19 protein-coding genes and 1 pseudogene are annotated in these 21,676 nt (G+C 59.9%); 18 read left to right on the top strand and 2 right to left on the bottom strand.

The window, feature by feature from the left end:
• Nucleotides 1–110: 110 nt before the first annotated feature.
• The 5 genes from alaS to trmD all read left to right on the top strand — a co-directional run bounded on the left by alaS (nt 111) and on the right by trmD (nt 4,782).
• The gene (gene alaS / locus ACNA0J_RS23370; protein ID WP_415821262.1) at nt 111–2,732 is read left to right on the top strand and encodes an alanine--tRNA ligase; all 2,622 of its coding nucleotides are present in this window, start codon (nt 111–113) and stop codon (nt 2,730–2,732) included.
• Nucleotides 2,719–3,012 carry a sulfurtransferase TusA family protein gene (locus tag ACNA0J_RS23365; RefSeq protein ID WP_415821261.1) on the top strand — a complete coding sequence of 98 codons (294 nt, stop codon included), beginning with the start codon at nt 2,719–2,721 and terminating at the stop codon, nt 3,010–3,012. Before alaS ends, ACNA0J_RS23365 begins: the two co-directional genes overlap by 14 nt.
• A 72-nt stretch (nt 3,013–3,084) precedes the next feature.
• On the top strand, nt 3,085–3,345 hold the full coding sequence (gene rpsP, locus ACNA0J_RS23360; RefSeq protein ID WP_094820518.1) for a 30S ribosomal protein S16: 261 nt from the start codon (nt 3,085–3,087) through the stop codon (nt 3,343–3,345).
• Nucleotides 3,346–3,388: 43 nt separating this feature from the next.
• Nucleotides 3,389–4,015, top strand: coding sequence for a ribosome maturation factor RimM (gene rimM / locus ACNA0J_RS23355; protein WP_415821279.1), 627 nt, complete (start codon nt 3,389–3,391; stop codon nt 4,013–4,015).
• Nucleotides 4,015–4,782 carry a tRNA (guanosine(37)-N1)-methyltransferase TrmD gene (gene trmD, locus ACNA0J_RS23350; RefSeq protein WP_415821260.1) on the top strand — a complete coding sequence of 256 codons (768 nt, stop codon included), beginning with the start codon at nt 4,015–4,017 and terminating at the stop codon, nt 4,780–4,782. Before rimM ends, trmD begins: the two co-directional genes overlap by 1 nt.
• 158 nt (nt 4,783–4,940) lie before the next feature.
• Here the strand turns inward: trmD and ACNA0J_RS23345 are convergent, their stop codons facing one another.
• Nucleotides 4,941–5,828 (bottom strand): LysR family transcriptional regulator, encoded by an 888-nt coding sequence (locus ACNA0J_RS23345; RefSeq protein WP_415821259.1) that lies wholly within the window; start codon nt 5,826–5,828, stop codon nt 4,941–4,943.
• Nucleotides 5,829–5,919: 91 nt separating this feature from the next.
• On the opposite strand from ACNA0J_RS23345, the gene ACNA0J_RS23340 reads away from it, so the two are divergent.
• Entirely contained in the window at nt 5,920–6,786 is an 867-nt protein-coding gene (locus tag ACNA0J_RS23340; protein ID WP_415821258.1) for a TauD/TfdA dioxygenase family protein, read from the top strand.
• Nucleotides 6,783–7,781: a Bug family tripartite tricarboxylate transporter substrate binding protein gene (locus tag ACNA0J_RS23335; protein WP_415821257.1), complete on the top strand. Its 999-nt coding sequence runs from the start codon at nt 6,783–6,785 to the stop codon at nt 7,779–7,781. Before ACNA0J_RS23340 ends, ACNA0J_RS23335 begins: the two co-directional genes overlap by 4 nt.
• A gap of 88 nt (nt 7,782–7,869) precedes the next feature.
• Here the strand turns inward: ACNA0J_RS23335 and ACNA0J_RS23330 are convergent, their stop codons facing one another.
• On the bottom strand, nt 7,870–10,755 hold the full coding sequence (locus ACNA0J_RS23330; protein ID WP_415821256.1) for a valine--tRNA ligase: 2,886 nt from the start codon (nt 10,753–10,755) through the stop codon (nt 7,870–7,872).
• Between the two features lie 154 nt (nt 10,756–10,909).
• Between ACNA0J_RS23330 and ndk the strand changes: the two genes are divergently transcribed.
• From ndk to hflX, 11 genes and pseudogenes are all read left to right on the top strand, one after another.
• Complete coding sequence (gene ndk / locus ACNA0J_RS23325) at nt 10,910–11,335, top strand: nucleoside-diphosphate kinase (RefSeq protein WP_415821254.1); 426 nt, start codon at nt 10,910–10,912, stop codon at nt 11,333–11,335.
• A gap of 27 nt (nt 11,336–11,362) precedes the next feature.
• On the top strand, nt 11,363–12,508 hold the full coding sequence (rlmN, locus tag ACNA0J_RS23320; protein ID WP_415821252.1) for a dual-specificity RNA methyltransferase RlmN: 1,146 nt from the start codon (nt 11,363–11,365) through the stop codon (nt 12,506–12,508).
• Nucleotides 12,505–13,017, top strand: a complete 513-nt coding sequence (locus tag ACNA0J_RS23315) for a helix-turn-helix domain-containing protein (protein ID WP_415821250.1) — start codon at nt 12,505–12,507, stop codon at nt 13,015–13,017. The genes rlmN and ACNA0J_RS23315 overlap by 4 nt, the downstream gene beginning before the upstream one ends.
• Before the next feature lie 12 nt (nt 13,018–13,029).
• Nucleotides 13,030–14,286: pseudogene (ispG, locus tag ACNA0J_RS23310) on the top strand (flavodoxin-dependent (E)-4-hydroxy-3-methylbut-2-enyl-diphosphate synthase); the annotation flags it as partial.
• 89 nt (nt 14,287–14,375) lie between these two features.
• The gene (gene hisS, locus ACNA0J_RS23305) at nt 14,376–15,656 is read left to right on the top strand and encodes a histidine--tRNA ligase (RefSeq protein ID WP_415821278.1); all 1,281 of its coding nucleotides are present in this window, start codon (nt 14,376–14,378) and stop codon (nt 15,654–15,656) included.
• 7 nt (nt 15,657–15,663) lie between these two features.
• Nucleotides 15,664–16,302, top strand: a complete 639-nt coding sequence (locus ACNA0J_RS23300) for a YfgM family protein (protein WP_415821249.1) — start codon at nt 15,664–15,666, stop codon at nt 16,300–16,302.
• A 4-nt stretch (nt 16,303–16,306) separates the two neighbouring features.
• The gene (bamB, locus tag ACNA0J_RS23295) at nt 16,307–17,455 is read left to right on the top strand and encodes an outer membrane protein assembly factor BamB (RefSeq protein ID WP_415821248.1); all 1,149 of its coding nucleotides are present in this window, start codon (nt 16,307–16,309) and stop codon (nt 17,453–17,455) included.
• Nucleotides 17,456–17,476: 21 nt separating this feature from the next.
• Entirely contained in the window at nt 17,477–18,835 is a 1,359-nt protein-coding gene (gene der / locus ACNA0J_RS23290; RefSeq protein WP_415821247.1) for a ribosome biogenesis GTPase Der, read from the top strand.
• Between the two features lie 2 nt (nt 18,836–18,837).
• Nucleotides 18,838–19,908 (top strand): histidinol-phosphate transaminase, encoded by a 1,071-nt coding sequence (hisC, locus tag ACNA0J_RS23285; RefSeq protein WP_415821246.1) that lies wholly within the window; start codon nt 18,838–18,840, stop codon nt 19,906–19,908.
• A gap of 155 nt (nt 19,909–20,063) precedes the next feature.
• Nucleotides 20,064–20,300: an RNA chaperone Hfq gene (hfq, locus tag ACNA0J_RS23280; RefSeq protein WP_012248943.1), complete on the top strand. Its 237-nt coding sequence runs from the start codon at nt 20,064–20,066 to the stop codon at nt 20,298–20,300.
• A 184-nt stretch (nt 20,301–20,484) separates the two neighbouring features.
• Nucleotides 20,485–21,591 (top strand): GTPase HflX, encoded by a 1,107-nt coding sequence (hflX, locus tag ACNA0J_RS23275; protein ID WP_415821245.1) that lies wholly within the window; start codon nt 20,485–20,487, stop codon nt 21,589–21,591.
• Nucleotides 21,592–21,676: the final 85 nt, after the last annotated feature.

Below are 21,676 nucleotides of genomic sequence, written 5' to 3'. Positions count from 1 at the left end.
GGGCGTCGGGAGCAGCCAGGCGCGCCTTGAGGCAATCCTGGGGTCTCGATGGCGTTGGGCGGACTAGCCTCTATAATTAAAGATTCGCCTTATTTCCGGTTCGTGCACGCATGAAATCCTCAGAGATTCGCCAGAAGTTCCTGCAATTTTTCCAGTCCAAGGGGCACACGATTGTGCCTTCGGCGTCGCTCGTGCCGGGCAATGACCCCACGCTGCTCTTTACCAACTCCGGGATGGTGCAGTTCAAGGACGTCTTTACCGGCAAGGAAAACCGTTCCTATTCGCGCGCGACCTCCTCGCAGCGCAGCGTGCGCGCCGGCGGCAAGCACAACGATCTGGAGAATGTCGGCTATACCGCCCGGCACCATACGTTCTTCGAAATGCTGGGCAATTTCAGCTTTGGCGACTATTTCAAGCGTGACGCCATCCAATACGCCTGGGAATTGCTGACCACGGTATACAAGTTGCCGGCCGAAAAGCTCTGGGTCACCGTCTACCAAGAGGACGACGAGGCCTACGACATCTGGGCCAAAGAGATCGGCGTGCCGACCGAGCGCATTATCCGCATCGGTGACAACAAGGGCGCCCGCTACGCATCGGACAACTTCTGGCAGATGGCCGATACCGGACCGTGTGGCCCGTGTTCCGAGATTTTCTACGACCACGGCCCCGAGATCTGGGGTGGTCCTCCGGGCTCGCCCGAAGAAGACGGCGACCGTTATATCGAAATCTGGAACCTCGTGTTCATGCAGTTCGAGCGCGACGCGGCTGGCAATATGAATCCGCTGCCCAAGCCGTGTGTTGATACGGGGATGGGCCTGGAGCGTATCGCTGCGGTGTTGCAGCACGTCCATTCCAACTACGAAATCGATTTATTCCGTCACCTGATCCAGGCGGCTGCGCGCGAAACCGGGGTCAGTGACCTCGCAGAGAACTCGCTCAAGGTGATCGCCGATCACATCCGCGCGTGTTCCTTCTTGATCGTCGACGGCATCATTCCCAGCAACGAGGGCCGCGGCTATGTGCTGCGCCGTATCGTGCGCCGCGCCTTGCGTCACGGTTACAAATTGGGCCAGACCAAGCCGTTTTTCTACAAATTGGTGCCGGATCTGGTCGCTGAAATGGGCGAAGCCTATCCTGAGCTGGCTCAGGCGGCCGACCGCGTGGCACAGGTGCTCAAGCAAGAAGAAGAGCGCTTTGGCGAAACCCTCGAACACGGCATGAAGATCCTGGACGGCGCCTTGGCTGGCGTACCCGCTGGCGGGCAGTTGGACGGCAGGACGCTGTTCACGCTATACGACACGTATGGCTTCCCGGTGGATCTGACGGCCGACATTTGCCGCGAACGCAATGTCGAGGTCGATATGGCCGGTTTCGAGGCGGCGATGACGCGCCAGCGTGACCAGGCCCGCGCCGCCGGGAAATTCAAAATGGCCGAGGGCCTGAGCTACGAGGGCGCCGAGACGCGCTTCGAGGGCTACGAAAAACTCGAGCTGGACGACGTGAAGGTCACCGCTCTGTATGTGGACGGTACGCAGGTCGACCGTGTCCAGGCCGGCCAAAAGGCCGTCGTGGTGCTGGACGCCACGCCGTTTTACGCCGAGTCGGGCGGTCAGGTCGGTGATACCGGCTTGCTCGAGGGTGGCGGGGCGCGTTTTGCCGTGGCGGATACGCTCAAGATCCAGGCTGGTGTCTTTGGGCATCATGGCGAGCTGGAGTCCGGCGCCTTGGCTGTTGGCGATACGCTCTTGGCTCGTGTGGACGCCGTGCGCCGCGCCCGTACCGTGCGCAACCACTCGGCGACGCACTTGATGCACAAGGCGCTGCGCCAGGTGCTCGGCGGGCATGTGCAACAGCGCGGCTCGCTGGTTGACCCCGACAAAACCCGTTTTGACTTTGCTCATGACGCGCCGATGTCCGCCGAGCAAATTGCTCAGGTCGAGGCCATCGTCAACGCCGAAGTGTTGGCCAACCAGCCCACTCAGGCTCAGGTGATGGCCTACGACGATGCCGTCAAGGGTGGCGCCATGGCGCTGTTTGGCGAAAAATATGGCGACACGGTGCGTGTGCTGGACATTGGTTTTTCGCGCGAATTGTGTGGCGGCACGCACGTAACCCGTACGGGCGATATCGGTTTGTTCAAGATCGTGGCCGAGGGCGGCGTCGCCGCGGGCGTTCGCCGGGTCGAGGCGATCACTGGCGATAACGCGTTGGTATGGGTGCAGAATCAACAAGCCTTGCTGCTGCGTGCGGCAGGCGTGTTGCGCAGCACGCCGGCTGATCTGCCCGAGCGTATCGCGCAGGTGCAGGACCAAGTCCGCGCGCTGGAAAAAGACCTAGAGCAGGCGCGCGGCAAGCTGGCCGCAAGCGCGGGTAACGATCTGGCTGCCAAGGCCGTCGACATCAAGGGGGCCAAGGTCCTGGCCGCTAACGTGGGTGATGTGGATCCCAAGGCCTTGCGCGGCATGGTCGACAACCTCAAGGACCGTCTGAAATCCGCCATCGTGTTGCTGGCCAGCGCTGGCGCCGATGGGAAAATCAGCGTGGTGGGCGGTGTGACCGCCGATTTGACAGGGCGCGTCAAGGCCGGCGAGCTGGTGGGCTTTGTGGCCAGCCAGGTCGGCGGCAAGGGCGGTGGCCGTCCGGATATGGCGATGGGTGGCGGCACCGATGCTCAGGCATTGCCGGCCGCGATCGCCAGTGTGGCAGGATGGATCGATGAGCGCCTCTGAATTGCCGAATGCCGCTGGAGCGGCAGGGGCTCCCGCACCGACGGAGAGCCTGCCTGAGTTCCAGCACGAGGTCGATGCCAGCGGGCTGACGTGTCCGCTGCCCATCTTGCGCGCCAAGAAAGCCTTGGCGCAGATGGAAAGCGGCCAGGTGTTGCGTGTCACGACGACCGACCCCAAGGCCGTGCGCGATTTTCAGGCGTTTGCCAAACAGAGCGGCAATGGCTTGGTGGCGCAGCACGAGGCTCAGGATTCGGTGTTGCATTATTTGCGGCGCCGCTAAGTAAGGCTTGCTATGGCCTTCGATTTAATGCTAGAATCTTCCGTTTTTCACAACTAATTCAAGGGATTACCTATGGTGGTGATTCGCATGGCCCGCGGTGGCTCCAAGAAGCGTCCGTTCTACAACCTGGTAGCTACCGATTCGCGCAACCGTCGCGATGGCCGCTTCATCGAGCGCGTGGGTTTTTACAACCCCGTCGCCAGCGAAGGCTCGGAGCAACTGCGCATTGCGCTGGATCGCGTCCAATACTGGACCAACAGCGGTGCACAACTGTCGCCCGCCGTTGAGCGTCTGGTCAAAGACTACTCGGCCAAGGTTTCCGCTGCAGCCTAAGGGCTAGCAGGAAACCTGTGTGTCGCTTTCGGCTGTTGGCCTGATGCCGTCTGATGCCATTACTCGCAATGCAGCGCCTGACGACTTAGTCGAGTTGGGCCGCATTACCGGGGCGTATGGTGTCAAGGGTTGGGTCAAGGTACAGCCGCATTCCGCACAGGCTGATGGTTTATGCCGGGCAAAGACCTGGTGGCTGACTCGCCTCGCCCCTGAAACGGCGCGAGGCGTTGTCACGTCTGTACCGACTGCTCATCGAGTGCTGCAGGCCCGGCCTCAGGGCACGGCCGTTGTGGCGCAGCTTGACGGCGTTGCAGATCGTGATCAGGCCGAATCTATGCGCGGCTACACCGTACAGGTGCCGCGCAGCGAGTTTCCGGCGACTGCCGACGACGAGTATTACTGGGTCGATTTGATCGGCTGCGCATTCTATTCGGATGCGGAGGGCGAGCCTGCTCGCGTCGGTATCGTCGAGGACGTCATGGATAACGGCGCCCACGCGATCTTGCGTGTGGTGTTGCAGCGCGCACCTGCGCCTGGCGCAGAGCCCGAGGCCAGGCTCGATCCCAAGGGTCGCCCAATGGAAATGCTGGTGCCTTTTGTCGCCGCGCATATCCTGGCGGTGGACCTGTCCGCGCGTCGTATCGACAGCAACTGGCCCACGGAAATCTGATGCGCTTTGATGTCGTCACGCTCTTTCCGGACATGTTCGGAACTGTGCGCGACTTGGGCGTTACCGGCAGAGCGCATTCCCAGGGACTATGGGCGTTGCGCGCCTGGAATCCACGCGACTATACCCACGATGTTCATCGCACGGTCGACGATCGCCCTTATGGGGGTGGTCCGGGCATGGTGATGATGGCGGCCCCGTTAGAGGCCGCTGTTGCTGCTGCGCAATCGGATCGTGCGCAGCAGGGTCTAGGGGTCGCGCCGGTGGTGCTGCTGTCACCGACAGGGCGTCGCTATGATCAGCAGGGTGCTCAGGCGCTGGCTAATGGCGAGGGGGCCATCATGATCTGTGGCCGCTATGAGGGCATTGATCAGCGCTTTATTGATCGCTGCGTTACCGATGAGATCTCGCTCGGCGATTTTGTGTTGTCTGGCGGGGAAATTGCCGCGCTCGCGGTGATTGATGCTGCGGTGCGTCTGGTGCCGGGTGTGTTGAATGACGGTGATTCGGCGCTTCAGGACTCTTTCAATGACACGTTGTCGGGGTTGCTGGATAGCCCGCATTACACGCGGCCCGAGGTGTATGACGGGGAGGCTGTGCCTGCTGAGTTGCTGAGTGGGCATCATGCCAATATTGCGCGGTGGCGACGGGAGCAGTCGCTGCGATTGACTGCGCAGCGTCGTCCTGATTTGCTTGAGCGGGCGCGGGCTAATGGGTGGCTGACGCGTGCTGATGAGAAGTTTCTGACGGCGTTGAAGGCTGCTCGGTAGGGTTCTCTTGGGCTAGTTTGTTGGTTTGCGTGCACGGGCTTGGGCGGACGTCAGGTTTTCTGTTGGTCGTCGAGCCGAGGCAATCGGCCCGGCCACGTGAAGCGCCCGCGCGGCCACTGCCCCGCATCGACGTCAATAGCACTAAACCCCCCCATCACTCACGCCGACTCTCTCAATGCCTGAACGATCTGATTCGCACACGCTTGAGCCGCTGGGCTGAGTCTCTTGCCGTTCACGGTGACAATGCAGATCTGCCGCGTAAGGACTCCTGGGCGTATAGGCAAGACCTGATAATCAGCGTTCTCTTCCTTTGGGACGCATATCGTAGGCAAGATCGCGGCGCCGAGCCCCGCCTCCACCATGCTGATGACCGTTTGATGATGGGTGAGTTCGATTTTGGGCCGATACCGCAGCCCCGCATTTCTAAAGACCAACTCTACAGTGGCCCGCACTGCGGTGTCATGAGATAGTGCCAGTAGATCGATCTGATTCAGCGCCTTCAGCGTGATGTATTTCCGGTTGGTGGTCATGGCGCGAGGCAGGATAGCGACGAACGGGTCATTGACGATCGCTTGGTGATCCAGATCATATGAGTCCTCGTGCAGGGGAGCCACGGCAAAGTCAGTGACACGTTCGCTCAGGTCTCTGTGAATCTGATTGATAGGGCCTTCGTGCAGCTCCAGCGTGATATTCGGATATTTGCTTTTGAATTCGCCCAGAACAGAGGGCAGTTTCAAGCTTGAGATCGACGGGACTGTGCCAATCGATACGTGGCCCCCGCGCAGTTCCGATCTTTCCCCGAGTTCTCGCGAGACTTCCATCAGCTCGCGAACTACCGTCTGGCAGCGCGTGTAAAACAGCTGCCCCTCCGTTGTCATGGCGACTTGGCGCGTCGTGCGATCAAAGAGCGGCACACCCAACTCGGTTTCGAGTTGCTGTATGTGGGTGCTGATCGCAGCAGGCGAGCGATGCAGCTTGATGCCCGCAGCGCTAAAGCTGCGCAGCTCGGCCACGGCAATAAAGCTCTCGATACGGCGTAGATTCATATTTTTTAGAAAAGCTGAATAATTTTTCTAATATTACCGATTATCAAAATCATCGGCGAGTGATTCAATGGTCCGCAAAAGGAGACAAAACATGGCCATTGAATGTAGACCCCTGTCATTCGCCTTGGGCGCCGAAATCCTCGGGCTGGATTTGCGTTCCCCTATCTCGGACAGTGACTGGGAAGGCGTGCACCAGGCGTTCCTGCAATATGGTGTCCTGCTGATTCGAGGCCAGTCTATTACTCGTGAACAGCACATCGGATTCAGCCGCAGGTTCGGCGATCTGGATGAGCACGAGTCCTTGCCCTTGGATCGGAATGCGACGTTCCCAGAGCTGTTGATGGTGACGAATGACCAGAAGCCTGATGGCAGCCCCTCGAACTCCAGATACACAGGGCAGATGTGGCATTCCGACATGTCGTTCACACTGGCCCCAGCGCTTGGGTCGCTTTTGCGTGCAGTCGAGGTTCCGCCCGTAGGAGGGGACACCCTGTTTGCGAACATGTATGTCGCTTATGACGCGCTGTCAGAGCGGATGAAACAGATGATCGAGGGGCTGAACGGCATTCATCACTCTGAACGGAAAAACTCCGGACTATCCACGTCTTGGGAAAAGGAAAATCAGCGTTTGAATCCACCCGTCGCGCAACCCGTCGTGCGCGTGCATCCCGAAACGGGCCGCAAGGCGCTATACATAGGCGAAAAGGTCAAATGCTTCGAGGGCATGACGCCAGAGGAAAGCAGACCGTTGATCGACTTTCTGATCCGTCATGCCACGCGCCCGCATTTTGTGTACCGCCATAACTGGCAGCCGAAAGACCTATTGATCTGGGATAACCGCTGTACAGCGCATCTGGCGCTGGGTGACTATGACCCTCGATACCGGCGGCATTTAGAGCGAACCACCGTATTGGGTACGCCTTCCGGCCATATTGCGCAAATCGAGGCATCGGCATGAGCGCCCCATCCTGTACCCGCAGGGATATCTTGCGCAGCCTCGCCGCTGCGTGCGTACTGGGACCCTCTCTGGCGCGTGCCGCCGACCAGGATGCTTTTCCGAGCAAACCTATACGCATGATCGTACCCTTTGCGCCGGGCGGCTCCACGGACGTCTTGACGCGCTTGATAGGTGCACAATTGTCTGGACGTTTAAAGCAGCCTGTGACCGTAGAGAACCGCACCGGGGCGAGCGGAAATATCGCTGCAGACTATGTGGCCAAATCGCCGCCCGACGGTTATACGTTGGTCATGGGATCCATTGGCACGCATGCCACCAATCCCTTGATCTACCGCGACATGCCCTACGACCCGGTGACAGACTTCGCTCCCATTGCGCTGGCGGGCGAGGTCACTCTGGTCTTGGTCGTTCATCCTGATCTCAAGGTACAAAGCGTCAAGGAACTGGTGCAATTACTGAAGAGCCGTCCAGGCTCGATCAGTTATGCCTCTGGCGGTGTGGGCGCCTCGCAGCATCTCGCCGCCGAACTGTTCAAATACTCGACGCAGACGTCAATGCTGCACGTGCCATACAAAGGCAGCGCGGGCGCATTGGTAGATCTTGTCAGCGGACGAGTCCCTGTCATGTTTGCCGACTTGCCGTTAGTGTTGCCGAACATCCAAAGCGGCGCATTACGCGCACTGGCCGTCTGCGATCCCGTCCGCAACGCCGTCATTCCCGAAGTGATGACCATGCAGCAAGCCGGTGTTGCCGACTACGTTGCAACAGCGTGGTACGCCCTGTTTGCCCCCGCCAAAACGCCCGCAGACCCTCTGCAAATACTGCAGCGTAATGTCTCAGCGATCCTGCATGAGCCCGATACCATCAAATCGATTCAAGACATCGGCGCCAAACCCGGCGATGCCGTGGGCGACAAATTGCGCGCATTCCAGTTGAACGAGATTGCGCGTTGGAAAACCGTCGTCAAGGTCGCAGGCATCAGCATGGACAACTAGCTAGCCTGAGGCCGCCACATCTTCGCAAGCCGATTCCAAGAACAGCCCATAGCGCCATTGAACATCGACAGCGCCATGGGCTCCGCTCTTATCCCAGCTTGACCCGCTGCTCACGCACCTTGGCCAGCGTCTCATTGAACTGCGCCAATCGGCCTTTCTCCTGTGCAACGACCGCCGCTGGCGCACGCTCGACAAAGCTGGCATTACCCAGCTTGCCATTGGCCTTGGCAATTTCACCCTCGAGGCGGGCGATTTCCTTGTCCAAGCGCGCGCGTTCAGCAACAACATCGATTTCCACGTGCAGCATCAGGCGAGCCGTACCCACCACTTGTACCGGCGCCCCGGCATCAGGCAGCGTATCGACCACATCGACCTGACTCAACTTGGCCAGCGCGGCCAAGTACGGTCCATTGCGTGTGAGCGTCGCGGCATCACCTTGAGCCACGAGGGGAACACGCTGAGCAGGCGACAGATTCATTTCGCCACGCAGGGCGCGTACTGCTTCAACCTGAGCTTTCAATTCAGCGACATCTGCCTCGGCTGCCGTGTCAACTGCATCCGGATTGCTGCGGGGGTAGGGCTGAACGCTGACACTGTCGGTCGCGCCGTCTGCGCGTTTGCCTGCCACTACCGACACTTTCTGCCACAGGGCTTCAGTAATGAACGGAATGATCGGATGCGCCAAACGCAGCACGGCCTCGAGCACACGAATCAAGGTGCGGCGCGTGCCCAGTTGCTGAGCAGGCGTGCCGTTCTGGATCTGTACCTTGGCCAACTCCACGTACCAATCGCAGTATTCATCCCAGACATAGCGATAAAGCGCGTTGGCGACGTTGTCGAAACGGTAGTCGGCAAAGCCGCGTTCGACTTCGGCCTCCAGGGCCTGCAATTGGCTGACAATCCAGCGATCGGCAAACGACAGCTCGGCCGTTTGATCGCCGCCTAGATCATGCCCCTCAGTGTTCATCAACACAAAGCGCGTCGCGTTCCACAGTTTGTTGCAGAAATTGCGATAGCCCTCGCAGCGCTTGAGATCGAAATTGATGTTGCGTCCGAGCGTGGCGTAGGCTGCCATCGTGAAGCGCAGCGCGTCCGTGCCAAATGACGGAATGCCATCGGGATACTGGCGGCGCGTTGCTTTCTCGATCGTGCTGGCTTGCTTCGGATTCATCAATCCATAAGTGCGCTTGGCGACCAGGCCATCCAGGTCGATGCCGTCGATCAGATCCACCGGATCGAGCGTATTGCCCTTGGATTTGCTCATCTTCTGGCCGTCGGCATCACGGATCAGGCCATGCACGTACACGTGCTTGAACGGAATCTGGCCCGTCATGTGCGTGGTCAGCATGACCATGCGCGCGACCCAGAAGAAAATAATGTCAAAGCCCGTGACCAGCACACTGGAGGGCAGATAGCGTTGCAGGTCGGGGGTGTTCTCGGGCCAGCCCAGGGTGGTGAAGGGCACCAGGCCCGACGAGAACCACGTATCCAGTACGTCCGGGTCGCGGGTCAACGGGCCCGTCACGCCAGCGGCGCGGGCTTGTTCCTGAGCATCTGCCTCGGAGTGTGCAACGAAAACCTGGCCATCCTCGGCATACCAGGCCGGGATTTGGTGGCCCCACCAGAGCTGGCGTGAAATACACCAGTCCTGGATGTTATTCAGCCATTGGTTGTAGATGGTGGTCCAGTTTTCTGGGTAGAACTTGATCTCTCCATTGGCCACGACATCCAGTGCGACTTCGGTGATGCTCTTGCCCGGATTCAACGTGCCTTCGGGGGCGGGCTTGCTCATCGCCACAAACCACTGGTCGGTCAGCATGGGCTCCAGCACGACACCGGTACGGTCGCCCTTGGGCTGCATCATTTTGTGCGGCTCGACCTTGACCAGGTAGTGTTCGGCTTCGAGCTGAGCCACGACGGCTTTGCGGGCCTCGTAGCGTTCCAGGCCCTGGAACTGTTTCGGGCCGTTTTCATTGATGTGCGCGTCCAGCGTGAAAATCACAATCAGGGGCAGATTGTGGCGCTGCGCGCAGGCATAGTCGTTGAAATCGTGAGCGCCGGTGATCTTGACGCAACCGGTGCCGAATTCCGGATCGACGAAGTCGTCCGCAATGATCGGGATATTTCTATCGCACAGCGGCAGCTCGACCAGCTTGCCAATCAGATGCTGATAGCGGGGATCATCGGGGTGTACGCACAGCGCGCCGTCGGCCAGCATGGTTTCCGGCCGGGTGGTAGCGATCGTCAAGCCGCGCAGCGTGACGGTCTGGCCGTCCTTGTCCACAATAGTCTGCGGACCGTCGACAAACGGATACAAAATGTGCCACATATGGCCGTCGACTTCCTCGGATTGCACCTCGAGGTCGGAGACGGCCGTCAATAGTTTCGGGTCCCAGTTGACCAGGCGCTTGCCGCGATAGATCAGGCCCTGCTGGTACAGACGGACAAAGGTCTCCACCACGCCGCGCGACATGCGGTCGTCCATGGTGAAGTATTCACGGGGCCAGTCGGCGGACGCGCCCAGCCGGCGAACCTGGCTGGTGATGGTGTTGCCGGACTGCTCTTTCCATTCCCAGACTTTCTCGATGAATTTCTCGCGGCCCAGGTCGTGGCGCGAGACTTTTTCGGCGTCCAGGCGGCGTTCCACCACGATCTGGGTGGCAATGCCGGCGTGATCGGTGCCGGGAATAAAGACCGTGTCGTCGCCGCGCATGCGGTGATAGCGCACCAGGCCATCCATGATGGTCTGGTTGAACGCGTGCCCCATGTGCAGCGTGCCTGTTACATTGGGCGGAGGGAACTGGATGACGTAGGGCTGGGAGTCCGTCCCTGTTTTTACGTGTTGGCCTGCCGCGAAATAGCCGCGGCGCTCCCATTCGGTGTACCAGTGGGCTTCGAGCGCTGCGGGCTCAAAGCTTTTGGGCAGGTCGGCGGTATCGGTGTCAGACGGGATCGGGGCAGCGGCTTCGGTCATTACTGGGTTCCGGCAAAAGGCGAGGGCCCGGCCGATTGGTGGCCAAGCAAACCGTTCATTTTAAGATGTATTGCGGTCTTGACGGCGTGTTAGAATGTCGGGTTACTGTAAACCCTACAGAAGTCCCTGTTTTTATTAGGAATTTGGAGTCTCCATGTCCGTCCAACGTACTCTCTCGATCATCAAGCCCGACGCCGTGGCCAAGAACGTCATCGGTCAGATCGTCGCCCGCTTCGAAAACGCTGGCCTGAAAGTCATCGCCGCACGCCTGCAACAACTGTCGCGTGCCGACGCCGAGCGCTTCTATGCCGTGCACAAAGAACGCCCCTTCTTCAAGGACCTGGTTGACTTCATGGTCTCGGGCCCCGTGTTCGTGCAGGTCCTGGAAGGCGCTGACGCCATCCAGAAAAACCGCGACCTGATGGGCGCGACCGATCCCAAGAAAGCCGAGGCCGGCACCATCCGCGCCGATTTCGCTGACAGCATCGACGCCAACGCCGTGCACGGTTCGGATGCTCCCGAAACCGCCGCCGTCGAAGTCGCCTTCTTCTTCCCCGAAATCAACATCCACAGCCGTTGATCTGGGTTAGCATTACCTGAGTACGTCATGGAAACCGCCGAACGCGTCAATCTCCTGGGCCTCGATGCCGCCAAACTGTCCGACCTCGTCGGGCAGTGGGGGGGCAAGCCGTTTCGCGCCCGCCAATTGCAGCGTTGGGTGCATCAGCGTGGGGCTGACTCGTTCGACGCCATGACCGATCTGGCTCGCGAGTTTCGCGGGCAACTGGCAGAGCACTGCCTGATCCAGGCGCCGCCGGTCAATACCGAGCAGCGCTCCTCGGACGGCACACGCAAGTGGCTGTTCGACGTGGGGCAGGGTAACGCCATCGAAACGGTCTTCATCCCCGAAGACGATCGCGGCACGCTGTGCGTGTCCAGCCAGGCAGGCTGCGCGGTCAACTGCCGTTTCTGCTCTACTGGTCACCAGGGCTTTAACCGCAACCTGCAGGCCAGCGAAATCATCGGCCAGCTGTGGTGGGCCAAGCGCATCCTCGAGGCCGACGCCGGTACGGCTCGCCTGGGCGGGGCGCGCAGCGATGACACGCGTGTGATCAGCAACGTCGTCATGATGGGCATGGGCGAGCCCCTGCTCAATTACGACCAGCTGTTGCCTGCGCTGCGTTTGATGCTGGATGACAATGCGTACGGCCTCTCGCGCCGTCGCGTGACCGTGTCCACGTCGGGTGTTGTGCCCATGATGGACCGGTTGGCAAAAGACTGTCCTGTGGCGTTGGCCGTATCGTTGCATGCACCTACGGATGCGTTGCGCGACGAGCTGGTGCCGCTGAACAAAAAATATCCGTTGGCTGAATTGCTGGCTGCGTGCGAACGCTATCTCGCCAGCGCGCCGCGTGATTTCATTACTTTCGAATACTGCATGCTGGATGGTGTGAATGACACCGATCAACATGCCAAGGCGCTCATCCAGGTGGCTCGGCAGATCCGCTGCAAGCTCAACCTGATTCCTTTTAATCCGTTTCCGGCCTCCGGCCTCAAGCGTTCGCCCTCTGCGCGGGTCAAGGTCTTTGCCCAGCGCCTAATGGATGCCGGCATTGTGACGACGGTACGCAAGACGCGTGGCGACGATATCGATGCGGCCTGTGGACAATTGGCGGGCGAGGTTCGCGATCGTACACGTGTCGCCCAGCGTAATGCCGGGCGGACCATACCCATTGCACAGGTGCAGGCATGACGCAGGAGCTCAACGCGGCGGCGCTTTCCAAGGAATCGGCAACTCCGGATCAGCCAGCAAACGCTGGCACGACGGCTACCGTTGGCCAGGCCCTGAAGGACTTGCGCGTCGCAAAGGGCTGGTCTCTCGAGGAGGTTTCGAGCCGCATCAAGTTTGCGCCGCGTCAGATCCAGGCTCTGGAAGGCGAGCAATGGGACAAGTTGCCCAAGGGCGTTTCGCTGCGCGGCTTGGTCCGCAGCTATGCGCGCTTGCTCGATACCGATCCGGCGGCGATCGTTTCCTCAGTGGAAAGCCAGGTCGGGGCACTGAGCTCGCCTGGTTCCGTTCATCGGGTATCGCGTACGATTCCTGTGGCGGTCAGCGCGCACAGTGACCACCGCAACTCCACGCCGTGGGGATGGATACTGGTGATCGTCGTATTGCTGGCAGTGCTGGGCGGCTATGCTTTCTGGCAAGGCTGGCTCCCTGCCGATTGGCTGCCATCCTGGCTGTCCGGTGAAAAACCGTAATTCAATATACGCATGCAAGAGTTGTCTGTGCCCTGCCAAGATGCCCCGCCTCCCGAAGTCGGCGCAGCCTCACGCCGCCCGACGCGCTCGGTTGCCGTGAAATGGGGCGAACGCGTTGTCCACATCGGTGGCCAGGCCCCGGTCGTGGTCCAGTCCATGACGAATACGGATACCGCGGATGCCATTGCGACGGCCATTCAGGTAAAAGAACTGGCGCTCGCCGGGTCGGAAATGGTGCGTATCACGGTCAACACGCCCGAGGCGGCGCGCGAAGTCATCGCCATCCGCGAGCAACTGGACCGTATGGGTGTATCGGTGCCGCTGGTGGGGGACTTCCACTACAACGGCCACAAGCTGTTGACCCAGTTTCCCGACTGCGCGCAAGCCCTGTCAAAGTACCGGATCAACCCCGGCAACATGGGCGGTGGCAAGCGTCGTGACGACAACTTTGCGCAAATGATCGAGGTCGCCTGCCGCCACGATAAACCCGTGCGTATCGGGGTCAACTGGGGCAGTCTCGATCACGAATTGATGGCGCGCAAAATGGACGAAAACAGCCGTCGCGCCCAGCCCTGGGAAGCCCAGGCCGTGATGCGCGATGCGCTCGTCGTGTCCGCGATCAGCAATGCCCAGCGCGCCGAAGAGCTCGGCCTGCGTGGCGATGCCATCATCCTGTCTTGCAAAGTCAGCCACGTACAGGACTTGATCGCCGTGTATCGCGATCTGTCCGCGCGCTGCGATTATCCGTTGCACCTGGGGCTGACCGAGGCCGGCATGGGCAGCAAAGGCATCGTGGCCTCGACGGCTGCGTTGTCCGTCTTGCTGCAACAAGGTATCGGCGACACCATCCGTATTTCGCTGACCCCCGAACCCGGCGGTGATCGTACGCGCGAGGTCGTGGTAGCGCAGGAAATCCTGCAAACCATGAATCTGCGTGCATTCACGCCGATGGTCGTGGCATGCCCAGGGTGTGGACGCACCAGCAGCACTTTTTTTCAAGAACTGGCCGACAGCATTCAGTCTTATTTACGTCGCCAGATGCCGGTGTGGCGCGCCCATTATCCCGGCGTTGAGAGTATGAACGTCGCGGTAATGGGCTGTGTGGTCAATGGCCCCGGTGAAAGCCGCCATGCAGATATCGGGATCAGTTTGCCCGGTACGGGCGAGGTGCCAGCCGCACCGGTGTTCATCGATGGCGAACGTACCGTCACCCTCAAGGGTGACCACATCGCCGAAGAATTCCAGACCATTGTCGAAGACTACGTCGCGNGCCGTTACGGCGCGCAGGCCACTCATTAAAAGTAAGGGCTGAGCCGTCAGGCGGATCGCATGGTGCGATTCGCCGCGGCATGATGAAGATGACGCAAGCGTTTCAGAAAGTCGCCGCAATCCGCGGCATGAATGACGTCCTGCCGGCCGATGGCGCCCGGTGGGAGCAATTCGAAGACATCGTGCGTGGCTGGTTGCGCAGCTATGGCTATCGCAATGTGCGCACGCCTGTGCTCGAGCACACGCGTCTGTTTACGCGCGGCATCGGCGAAGTCACGGACATCGTCGAAAAAGAGATGTACACCTTTACTGATGCGCTGAACGGTGAATCGCTCACCATGCGTCCCGAGATGACCGCTGGCGTGGTGCGTGCCACCATCGAGCACAATTTGCTCTACGACCGGCCGCAACGGGTGTATAGCATCGGCCCGGTATTTCGTCACGAGCGTCCCCAGCGCGGCCGTTATCGCCAGTTTCATCAGATCGACGTTGAGGCGCTGGGCTTTGCCGGTCCGGATGTCGACGCCGAACTCATCATCATGTTGGCACGTCTGTGGAAACAACTGGGGCTAACGGACGTGCGCCTGGAGCTCAATTCCCTGGGGCTGCCTGCCGAACGCGCCGCGCATCGCGCCGCACTGATCGCGCACTTGGAACAACATCGCGACGTGCTCGACGAGGATGGCCTGCGCCGCATGTATAGCAATCCGCTACGCGTCCTGGATACCAAAAATCCAGCCATGCAGGCAATGGCCGACAGCGCGCCCCATTTGTTTGATTTCCTGGGCGAGGAATCGCGCGCGCATTTTGACGGTTTGTGCCAACTGCTGGCGGATGCGGGCATTGAGTACCGTCTCAATCCTCGTCTGGTGCGTGGCCTCGATTACTACAACTCGACCGTTTTCGAATGGGTCACCGACCGTCTGGGCTCTCAGGGTACGGTTTGCGGCGGTGGCCGCTATGACGGGCTGATCGAGTTGCTGGGCGGCAAACCCGCGCCGGCCGTCGGCTTTGCGATTGGCATGGAACGCCTGCTGGACCTCTGGGAACAAAGCGCGCCGGCGGCTGCCACAACAGAATGTGACATTTATGTCGTTCATCAGGGCGAGCCGGCCCAACGCCTGGCGGCGCGGGTGGGCGAGCAATTGCGCGATGCAGGATTTTCGGTCATCGTGCATGCCGGATCGGCCAGCTTCAAGTCGCAATTCAAGCGGGCCGACGCCAGTGGTGCCCGAGTTGCGGTTATTCTTGGCACCGACGAAGTCGCCTCGCAGACTGCCAGCGTCAAATTCCTGCGTGCCGATGCTGCCGACGAGGCGGCTCAGCAGCAAGTCTCGCTGGACCGCTTGGCGGATGTTTTGAAATCCTAGGGTAAGCATGGCATACGATCTCGAAGAACAGGAACAACTCGACGCGCTCAAGGCGTGGTGGTCGCGTTACGGCACGCTGATCATGACTTTACTGACCATCGCTGTGCTCGCATGGGGTGGCTGGTGGGGTTGGAAGGCTTATCAAAGCCATCGTGCCAATCAGGCAATGGGCTACTTCGAAGCCCTCGAAGACGCCGCCCGCTTGGGCAGTACCGATTCCTCGGTACGGATCAAGGCTGCTATCTCGACCTTGCGCGACGATTATGCGGCCACAGGTTATGCCGCCCGTGGGGCACTGGTCGCTGCCCAGGCGCTCGTCCAACAAAAAGACCTCGATGGCGCGCGTCAGCAACTCGAATGGCTGGCATCGCAATCCAAGCATTCGGCGCTGCAACCGGTAGCGCGTGAGCGGCTGGCCGGTCTGCTGCTGGATCAGAAACAGTACGATGCCGCCTTGGCTCAGTTGAACAATCCGCCGGCGGCATTTGCGACGCTCTATGCGGACCGCCGCGGCGACATCTTGGCCGCTCAAGGCAAGCCCGAAGAGGCTCGCAAAGCCTGGCAAGCCGCCCTGGATGGGCTGAGTGCTGCCGATCCTTTGCGTCAAGCCGTGCAACTGAAACTGGACGCTCTCAGCGGAGCATGAACGTATGACTATTTTCCGTTTTCACCGAGCCGCGCGTAGTGCTGCGCTTGTGGCCAGCTTGTTGGTTTTGGCCGGTTGCGCCAGCGATGATGCCCGTTACGAGCCCGCTCCATTGACTGAGTATTCAGCCGGAATGTCGGTGCGCTCGGTGTGGTCGACGTCTATCGGTAGCGGATCGGGTCTGGGATTTGTGCCCGCCGTTGTGGGTGATACGGTCTATGCTGCGACCCCTGATGGCTCCGTTGCCAAGGTCGAGCTGTCGAGCGGAAAAGTCCTCTGGAAAGCCGACGCCGATACCAAGCTCTCCGCCGGTCCGGGCAGCGACGGGTCGACGACGGTCGTGGCCTCTCCGTTGGGCCAAGTTATCGCGTTTGACGACACCGGCAAGGTCAAATGGAAGGCCCAGGCCAGCAGCGACGTCGATATTGCACCGGTCGTCGGATACGGCGCTGTGGTCGTGCGCAGCGGTGATTATCGGATTCAAGCCTACAACATCGAAACAGGCGAGCGCCTCTGGAGCCTGCAACGCCCAGGCCCCGCTCTGGCGCTGCGTAGCACGGCGCAGATGGTCATGGCCGAAGGCCTGGTCATCACCGGCTTGCCGGGCGGCAAATTGCTGGCCATCAACGTCGGCAGCGGCAACGTCCAGTGGGAAGGCACCGTGGCCACGCCGCGCGGCTCCAGCGATCTCGAGCGCCTGACCGACGTCGTCGGATCGCCGCGTTTGGCCGGCCCTCTGCTGTGCGCGGTCGCATACCAAGGCCGTATCGTGTGCTTTAACGTCAGCCAAGGCGGCCGCCCCATGTGGGCCAAGGACTTCTCCAGCGCCAGCGGCATGACGTTGGACAGCCAGTTTGCCTATGCGCCAGACCAGAACAGTGTCATGAACGCCTTTGCGCTCGAGAACGGCAACAATGTCTGGAAGCAGACCGCGCTGAAAAATCGCAAGCTGACCGCGCCTGCCGCGTTGGGCGGGGCGGTGGCAGTGGGCGATCTGGACGGTTATGTGCATTTCCTGTCCAGCAGTGATGGCAGCTTGCTGGCACGACTCTCGGTCGGTGGTGGCGCCATCCTTTCGCCTGTGCAGTCCACGTCTGCCGGCGTGCTGGTGCAAACCGGCAATGGCAATCTTGTGCTGCTTGGCACCAACTAATTTTTTTCTTTTGGCTCAATCGTGTCTTTCAAGCCCGTCGTCGCTCTGGTCGGTCGCCCCAATGTGGGCAAGTCGACCCTGTTCAACCGCCTGACGCGTTCTCGCGCGGCGCTGGTTGCCGATTACTCCGGCTTGACGCGCGATCGCCATTACGGTGAGGGCAGGGTGGGAGACATCCCCTTCATCGCCATTGATACCGGTGGTTTCGAACCCGTCGCGAAAACCGGCATTCTGCGTGAAATGGCGCGGCAGACGAGCCAAGCCATTGCCGAGGCCGATGTGGTGGTGTTCCTCGTCGATGCTCGGGCCGGCGTCAACGCGCACGACCACGAGATTGCCCAATTGCTGCGTAAATCCGGGCAACAGCGCGTGGTGTTGGCAGTCAACAAAGCCGAAGGCATGGGCGTAGGCAACGCTACCAGCGAGTTTCACGAGCTGGGGCTGGGTACGCCTCATCCCATCTCGGCGGCTCATGGTGACGGAATCGTCGATCTGATCGAGTTGGCATTGCGGGATCTGGTCGAGCCCGAGCCCGAAGCCGCTGAAACGGCCGATGGGGAATTGCCACCCGATCATCGCATCAAGCTCGCCATTGTCGGCCGGCCAAACGTGGGCAAATCCACCTTGATCAACACGTTGATGGGTGAAGACCGCGTCATCGCGTTCGATATGCCAGGTACGACACGCGATGCGATCGAGATCGACTTCGAGCGTGACGGCCGTAAATACACCTTGATCGATACCGCTGGCTTGCGCCGCCGTGGCAAGGTCTTCGAAGCCGTAGAAAAATTCTCTGTCATCAAGACGCTGCAGGCCATTGAGGCCAGCAATGTGGTGCTCTTGGTATTGGACGCCCAGACCGAGGTTTCAGAGCAAGACGCGCACATTGCCGGTTTTGTGCTGGAAACGGGCCGTGCGGTCGTCGTGGCGATCAACAAGTGGGATGGCCTGGACATCGATCAGCGTGAACGTATTGAGCGCGAGTACAACCGCAAGCTGCGATTCTTGTCCTTTGCGCCGACGCACACCATTTCTGCCCTGAAAGGCCAGGGCATCAAGCCCTTGCTCAAATCCGTGGTGGGCGCACATGCCGCGGCGTTTGCAAAGCTGTCGACGCCCAAGCTCACGCGCGAGTTGCAGGCCGCCGTGGAACAACAGCCACCTCCACGCAAGGGTATTTTCCGTCCCAAGATGCGCTATGCCCACCAAGGTGGACAAAATCCCCCGTTGGTGGTGATCCACGGCAACGCACTCGATGCCATTCCGGATTCCTATCGCCGCTATCTGGAAACCCGCTTTCGCGAGGCGTTCAAACTCGCAGGCACACCGCTGCGCATCGAATTCAAATCCTCGCACAATCCTTACACGCAGGAAAATTGAGCATGAGTCGCTTCTGGAGTTCTGTCGTCGGCGAACTCAGTCCGTATGTGCCGGGCGAGCAGCCCAAGTTACAAGATCTGGTCAAGCTCAATACGAATGAGCATCCGCTAGGGCCGTCACCCAAGGCGCTGCAGGCCATGCAAGCCGCTTGCAACGACAGCCTGAAGCTCTATCCAGATCCAGGTTCGGAACGACTGCGCCGCGCTGTTGCGGCTCGTCATCAGGTGCAGCCCGACCAGGTCTTCGTAGGCAATGGGTCCGATGAAATCCTGGCGCACACCTTTCAGGCCTTGCTTAAACATGACGGCCCGCTGTTATTTCCAGATATCACGTACAGCTTTTATCCCGTGTATTGCGGGCTGTACCAGATCGCCTATCAGGCTGTACCGCTAAAAGCTGATTTCAGCATCGACGTGCAGGACTACTTGCCATCGGCAGGGCGGCAGGCGGGCGGGATCATTTTCCCGAATCCGAATGCCCCGACTGGCCGGGCGCTGCCGCTGTCGGACATCGAGCGTATCGTTGCGGCCAACCCCGATATCGTCGTCGTCATCGACGAGGCTTATGTCGATTTCGGTGCGGAATCTGCTGCAAGCCTTATTTCTCGTTATGAGAACCTGCTGGTTATCCAGACCTTGTCCAAATCCCGTTCGCTGGCGGGGCTGCGGGTGGGTTATGCAATGGGCAGCCGCGTGCTGATCGATGCACTCGAGCGGGTCAAAAACAGCTTCAATTCCTATCCGATCGATCGTCTCGCCGAGGCGGGCGCCGTGGCCTCAATCGAAGACACGGACTATTTCGAGCAGGCGTGCCAATTCGTGATTGCCACGCGCAAGGACTTGGTCAGTCAGTTACAGACGCTGGGATTCGAAGTTCTGCCGTCGGCGGCTAATTTCGTGTTTGCCCGTCATCCTGGACACGATGGCGCCGCCCTGGCGGCGGCATTGCGTGAGCGCAGTATTATTGTGCGTCACTTTAAACAGACCCGCATCGATCAGTTTTTACGTATTACCGTTGGAACTGAGTCGCAATGCGCGCGTCTGATAGAAACCCTCAAGGCCATTTTGGCGTGAGGATCGGGGCGAGGCGACTTGCCCCGGCATTAATAAGTCAGACACCTTATGAAAGAATTTGCTCTGCAAGGCAAGTGGCACGGCCCCGGAAAACCTTGTAGAGTACACATTTCGGCGTCTGCCACCACTCAAAACAAACAAATGGAGCCTGGCCAATGAGCAATAAAGGGCAAACTCTGCAAGATCCGTTTTTAAACACGCTGCGCAAAGAACACGTACCTGTGTCGATCTATCTGGTAAACGGTATCAAGCTTCAAGGGCAAATTGAGTCGTTCGACCAATATGTCGTCTTGCTGCGCAACACCGTGACGCAAATGGTGTACAAGCACGCCATTTCCACCGTCGTTCCCGCTCGCGCTGTCAACTTTCAGGTGGATGTTCCCGCTGAATAATCGTCAAGCTCCAGCTGTACCTTTTTTTGCCCGCCGCACGGATCGTGTCGGCGGGCATTTTCGCTGTGGTGGGGAACGTTTTTCTCTCGCCCAGCATGCGTCCTCCGGCGTGTCACCCGGTACTATCATTAAAAATGCGCCTATTTGGTGCATCGAACTGCAAGCGCAGCGTAGGGGGTAATGTATGCGTGCGCTAATCATCAGCGTTGACTTGGGTAATCCCGATTTCGTCGCGCATGCCGAAGAATTCGCCATGCTCGCGAGTGGTGCGGGCGCCGAGATCGTCGGCACCGTCACGTCGCGGCGCGATCGGCCCGACGCCAAATTTTTTATCGGCTCCGGCAAGGTCCAAGAGGCCGTTGCGACGGCGGGCGCTTTGTTAGCGGACATCGTGCTGTTCGATCAGCCGTTATCTCCGGCACAACAACGTAACCTCGAGCGTGAATTCAATTTACGAGTCGTCGACCGAGTCGCGCTTATTCTGGATATTTTTGCGCTGCGCGCCAAAAGCCACGAAGGCAAGCTGCAGGTCGAGTTGGCGCAGTTACAGCATCTGGTCACGCGCTTGACGCGGATGTGGACTCACTTGGAACGTCAGCGCGGCGGTATCGGCATGCGCGGGCCAGGCGAGTCGCAGCTCGAAATGGACCGCCGCATGATCGGCGCCAAAGTCAAAATGCTGCGAGAGCGGCTTGACCGCGTCGAACGTCAGCGGGTGACGCAGCGCCGCGCCCGGGCGCGGGGCGGGGCACTTTCCGTCTCGTTGGTGGGCTATACCAACGCCGGCAAATCCACGCTCTTCAATGCCCTGACGCGAGCAGGGGCCTACGCCGCTGACCAATTGTTCGCTACGCTTGATACCACCACCCGCCGCATCTGGATCGAAGGCACCGGGTCGGTGGTGTTGTCCGATACGGTCGGATTCATTCGCGATTTGCCGCCGAATCTGATTGCCGCCTTCCGGGCAACGCTAGAGGAAACCATCCACGCCGACGTCTTGCTGCATGTCGTGGATGCGGCCAGTCCGCAGCGTGATGAGCAGATCGCCGAGGTCAATAAAGTCCTGAATGAAATCGGCGCGGGGTCCATTCCCACCATCCTGGTGCACAACAAGATTGATCGGGCAGGCCTCGAGCCGAGGATCGAGCGCGATGCCCGTGGTACGATTGCGCGAGTGTTCGTAAGCGCTACCGAGCGCGCCGGTCTGGAAGCGTTGCGCGGGGCAATTGCGGAGATCGGTCAGATCGTGGGAAACAATGCCTCGAATTACCAAACTATTCAATCTGAATGACCCAGGCTGGGGTCGTGGCAACAACAATGGCTCCGAGCCGCCCAAAAAGCCAAAGGGCAACGGAGACAGTCCGCCAGACCTCGAC

Origin of the sequence: Bordetella tumbae (genome assembly GCF_965139195.1) — a bacterium.
Taxonomy (GTDB): Bacteria; Pseudomonadota; Gammaproteobacteria; order Burkholderiales; family Burkholderiaceae_B; genus Bordetella_A; species Bordetella_A tumbae.
This window is presented reverse-complemented; position numbering and strand designations above follow the sequence as displayed.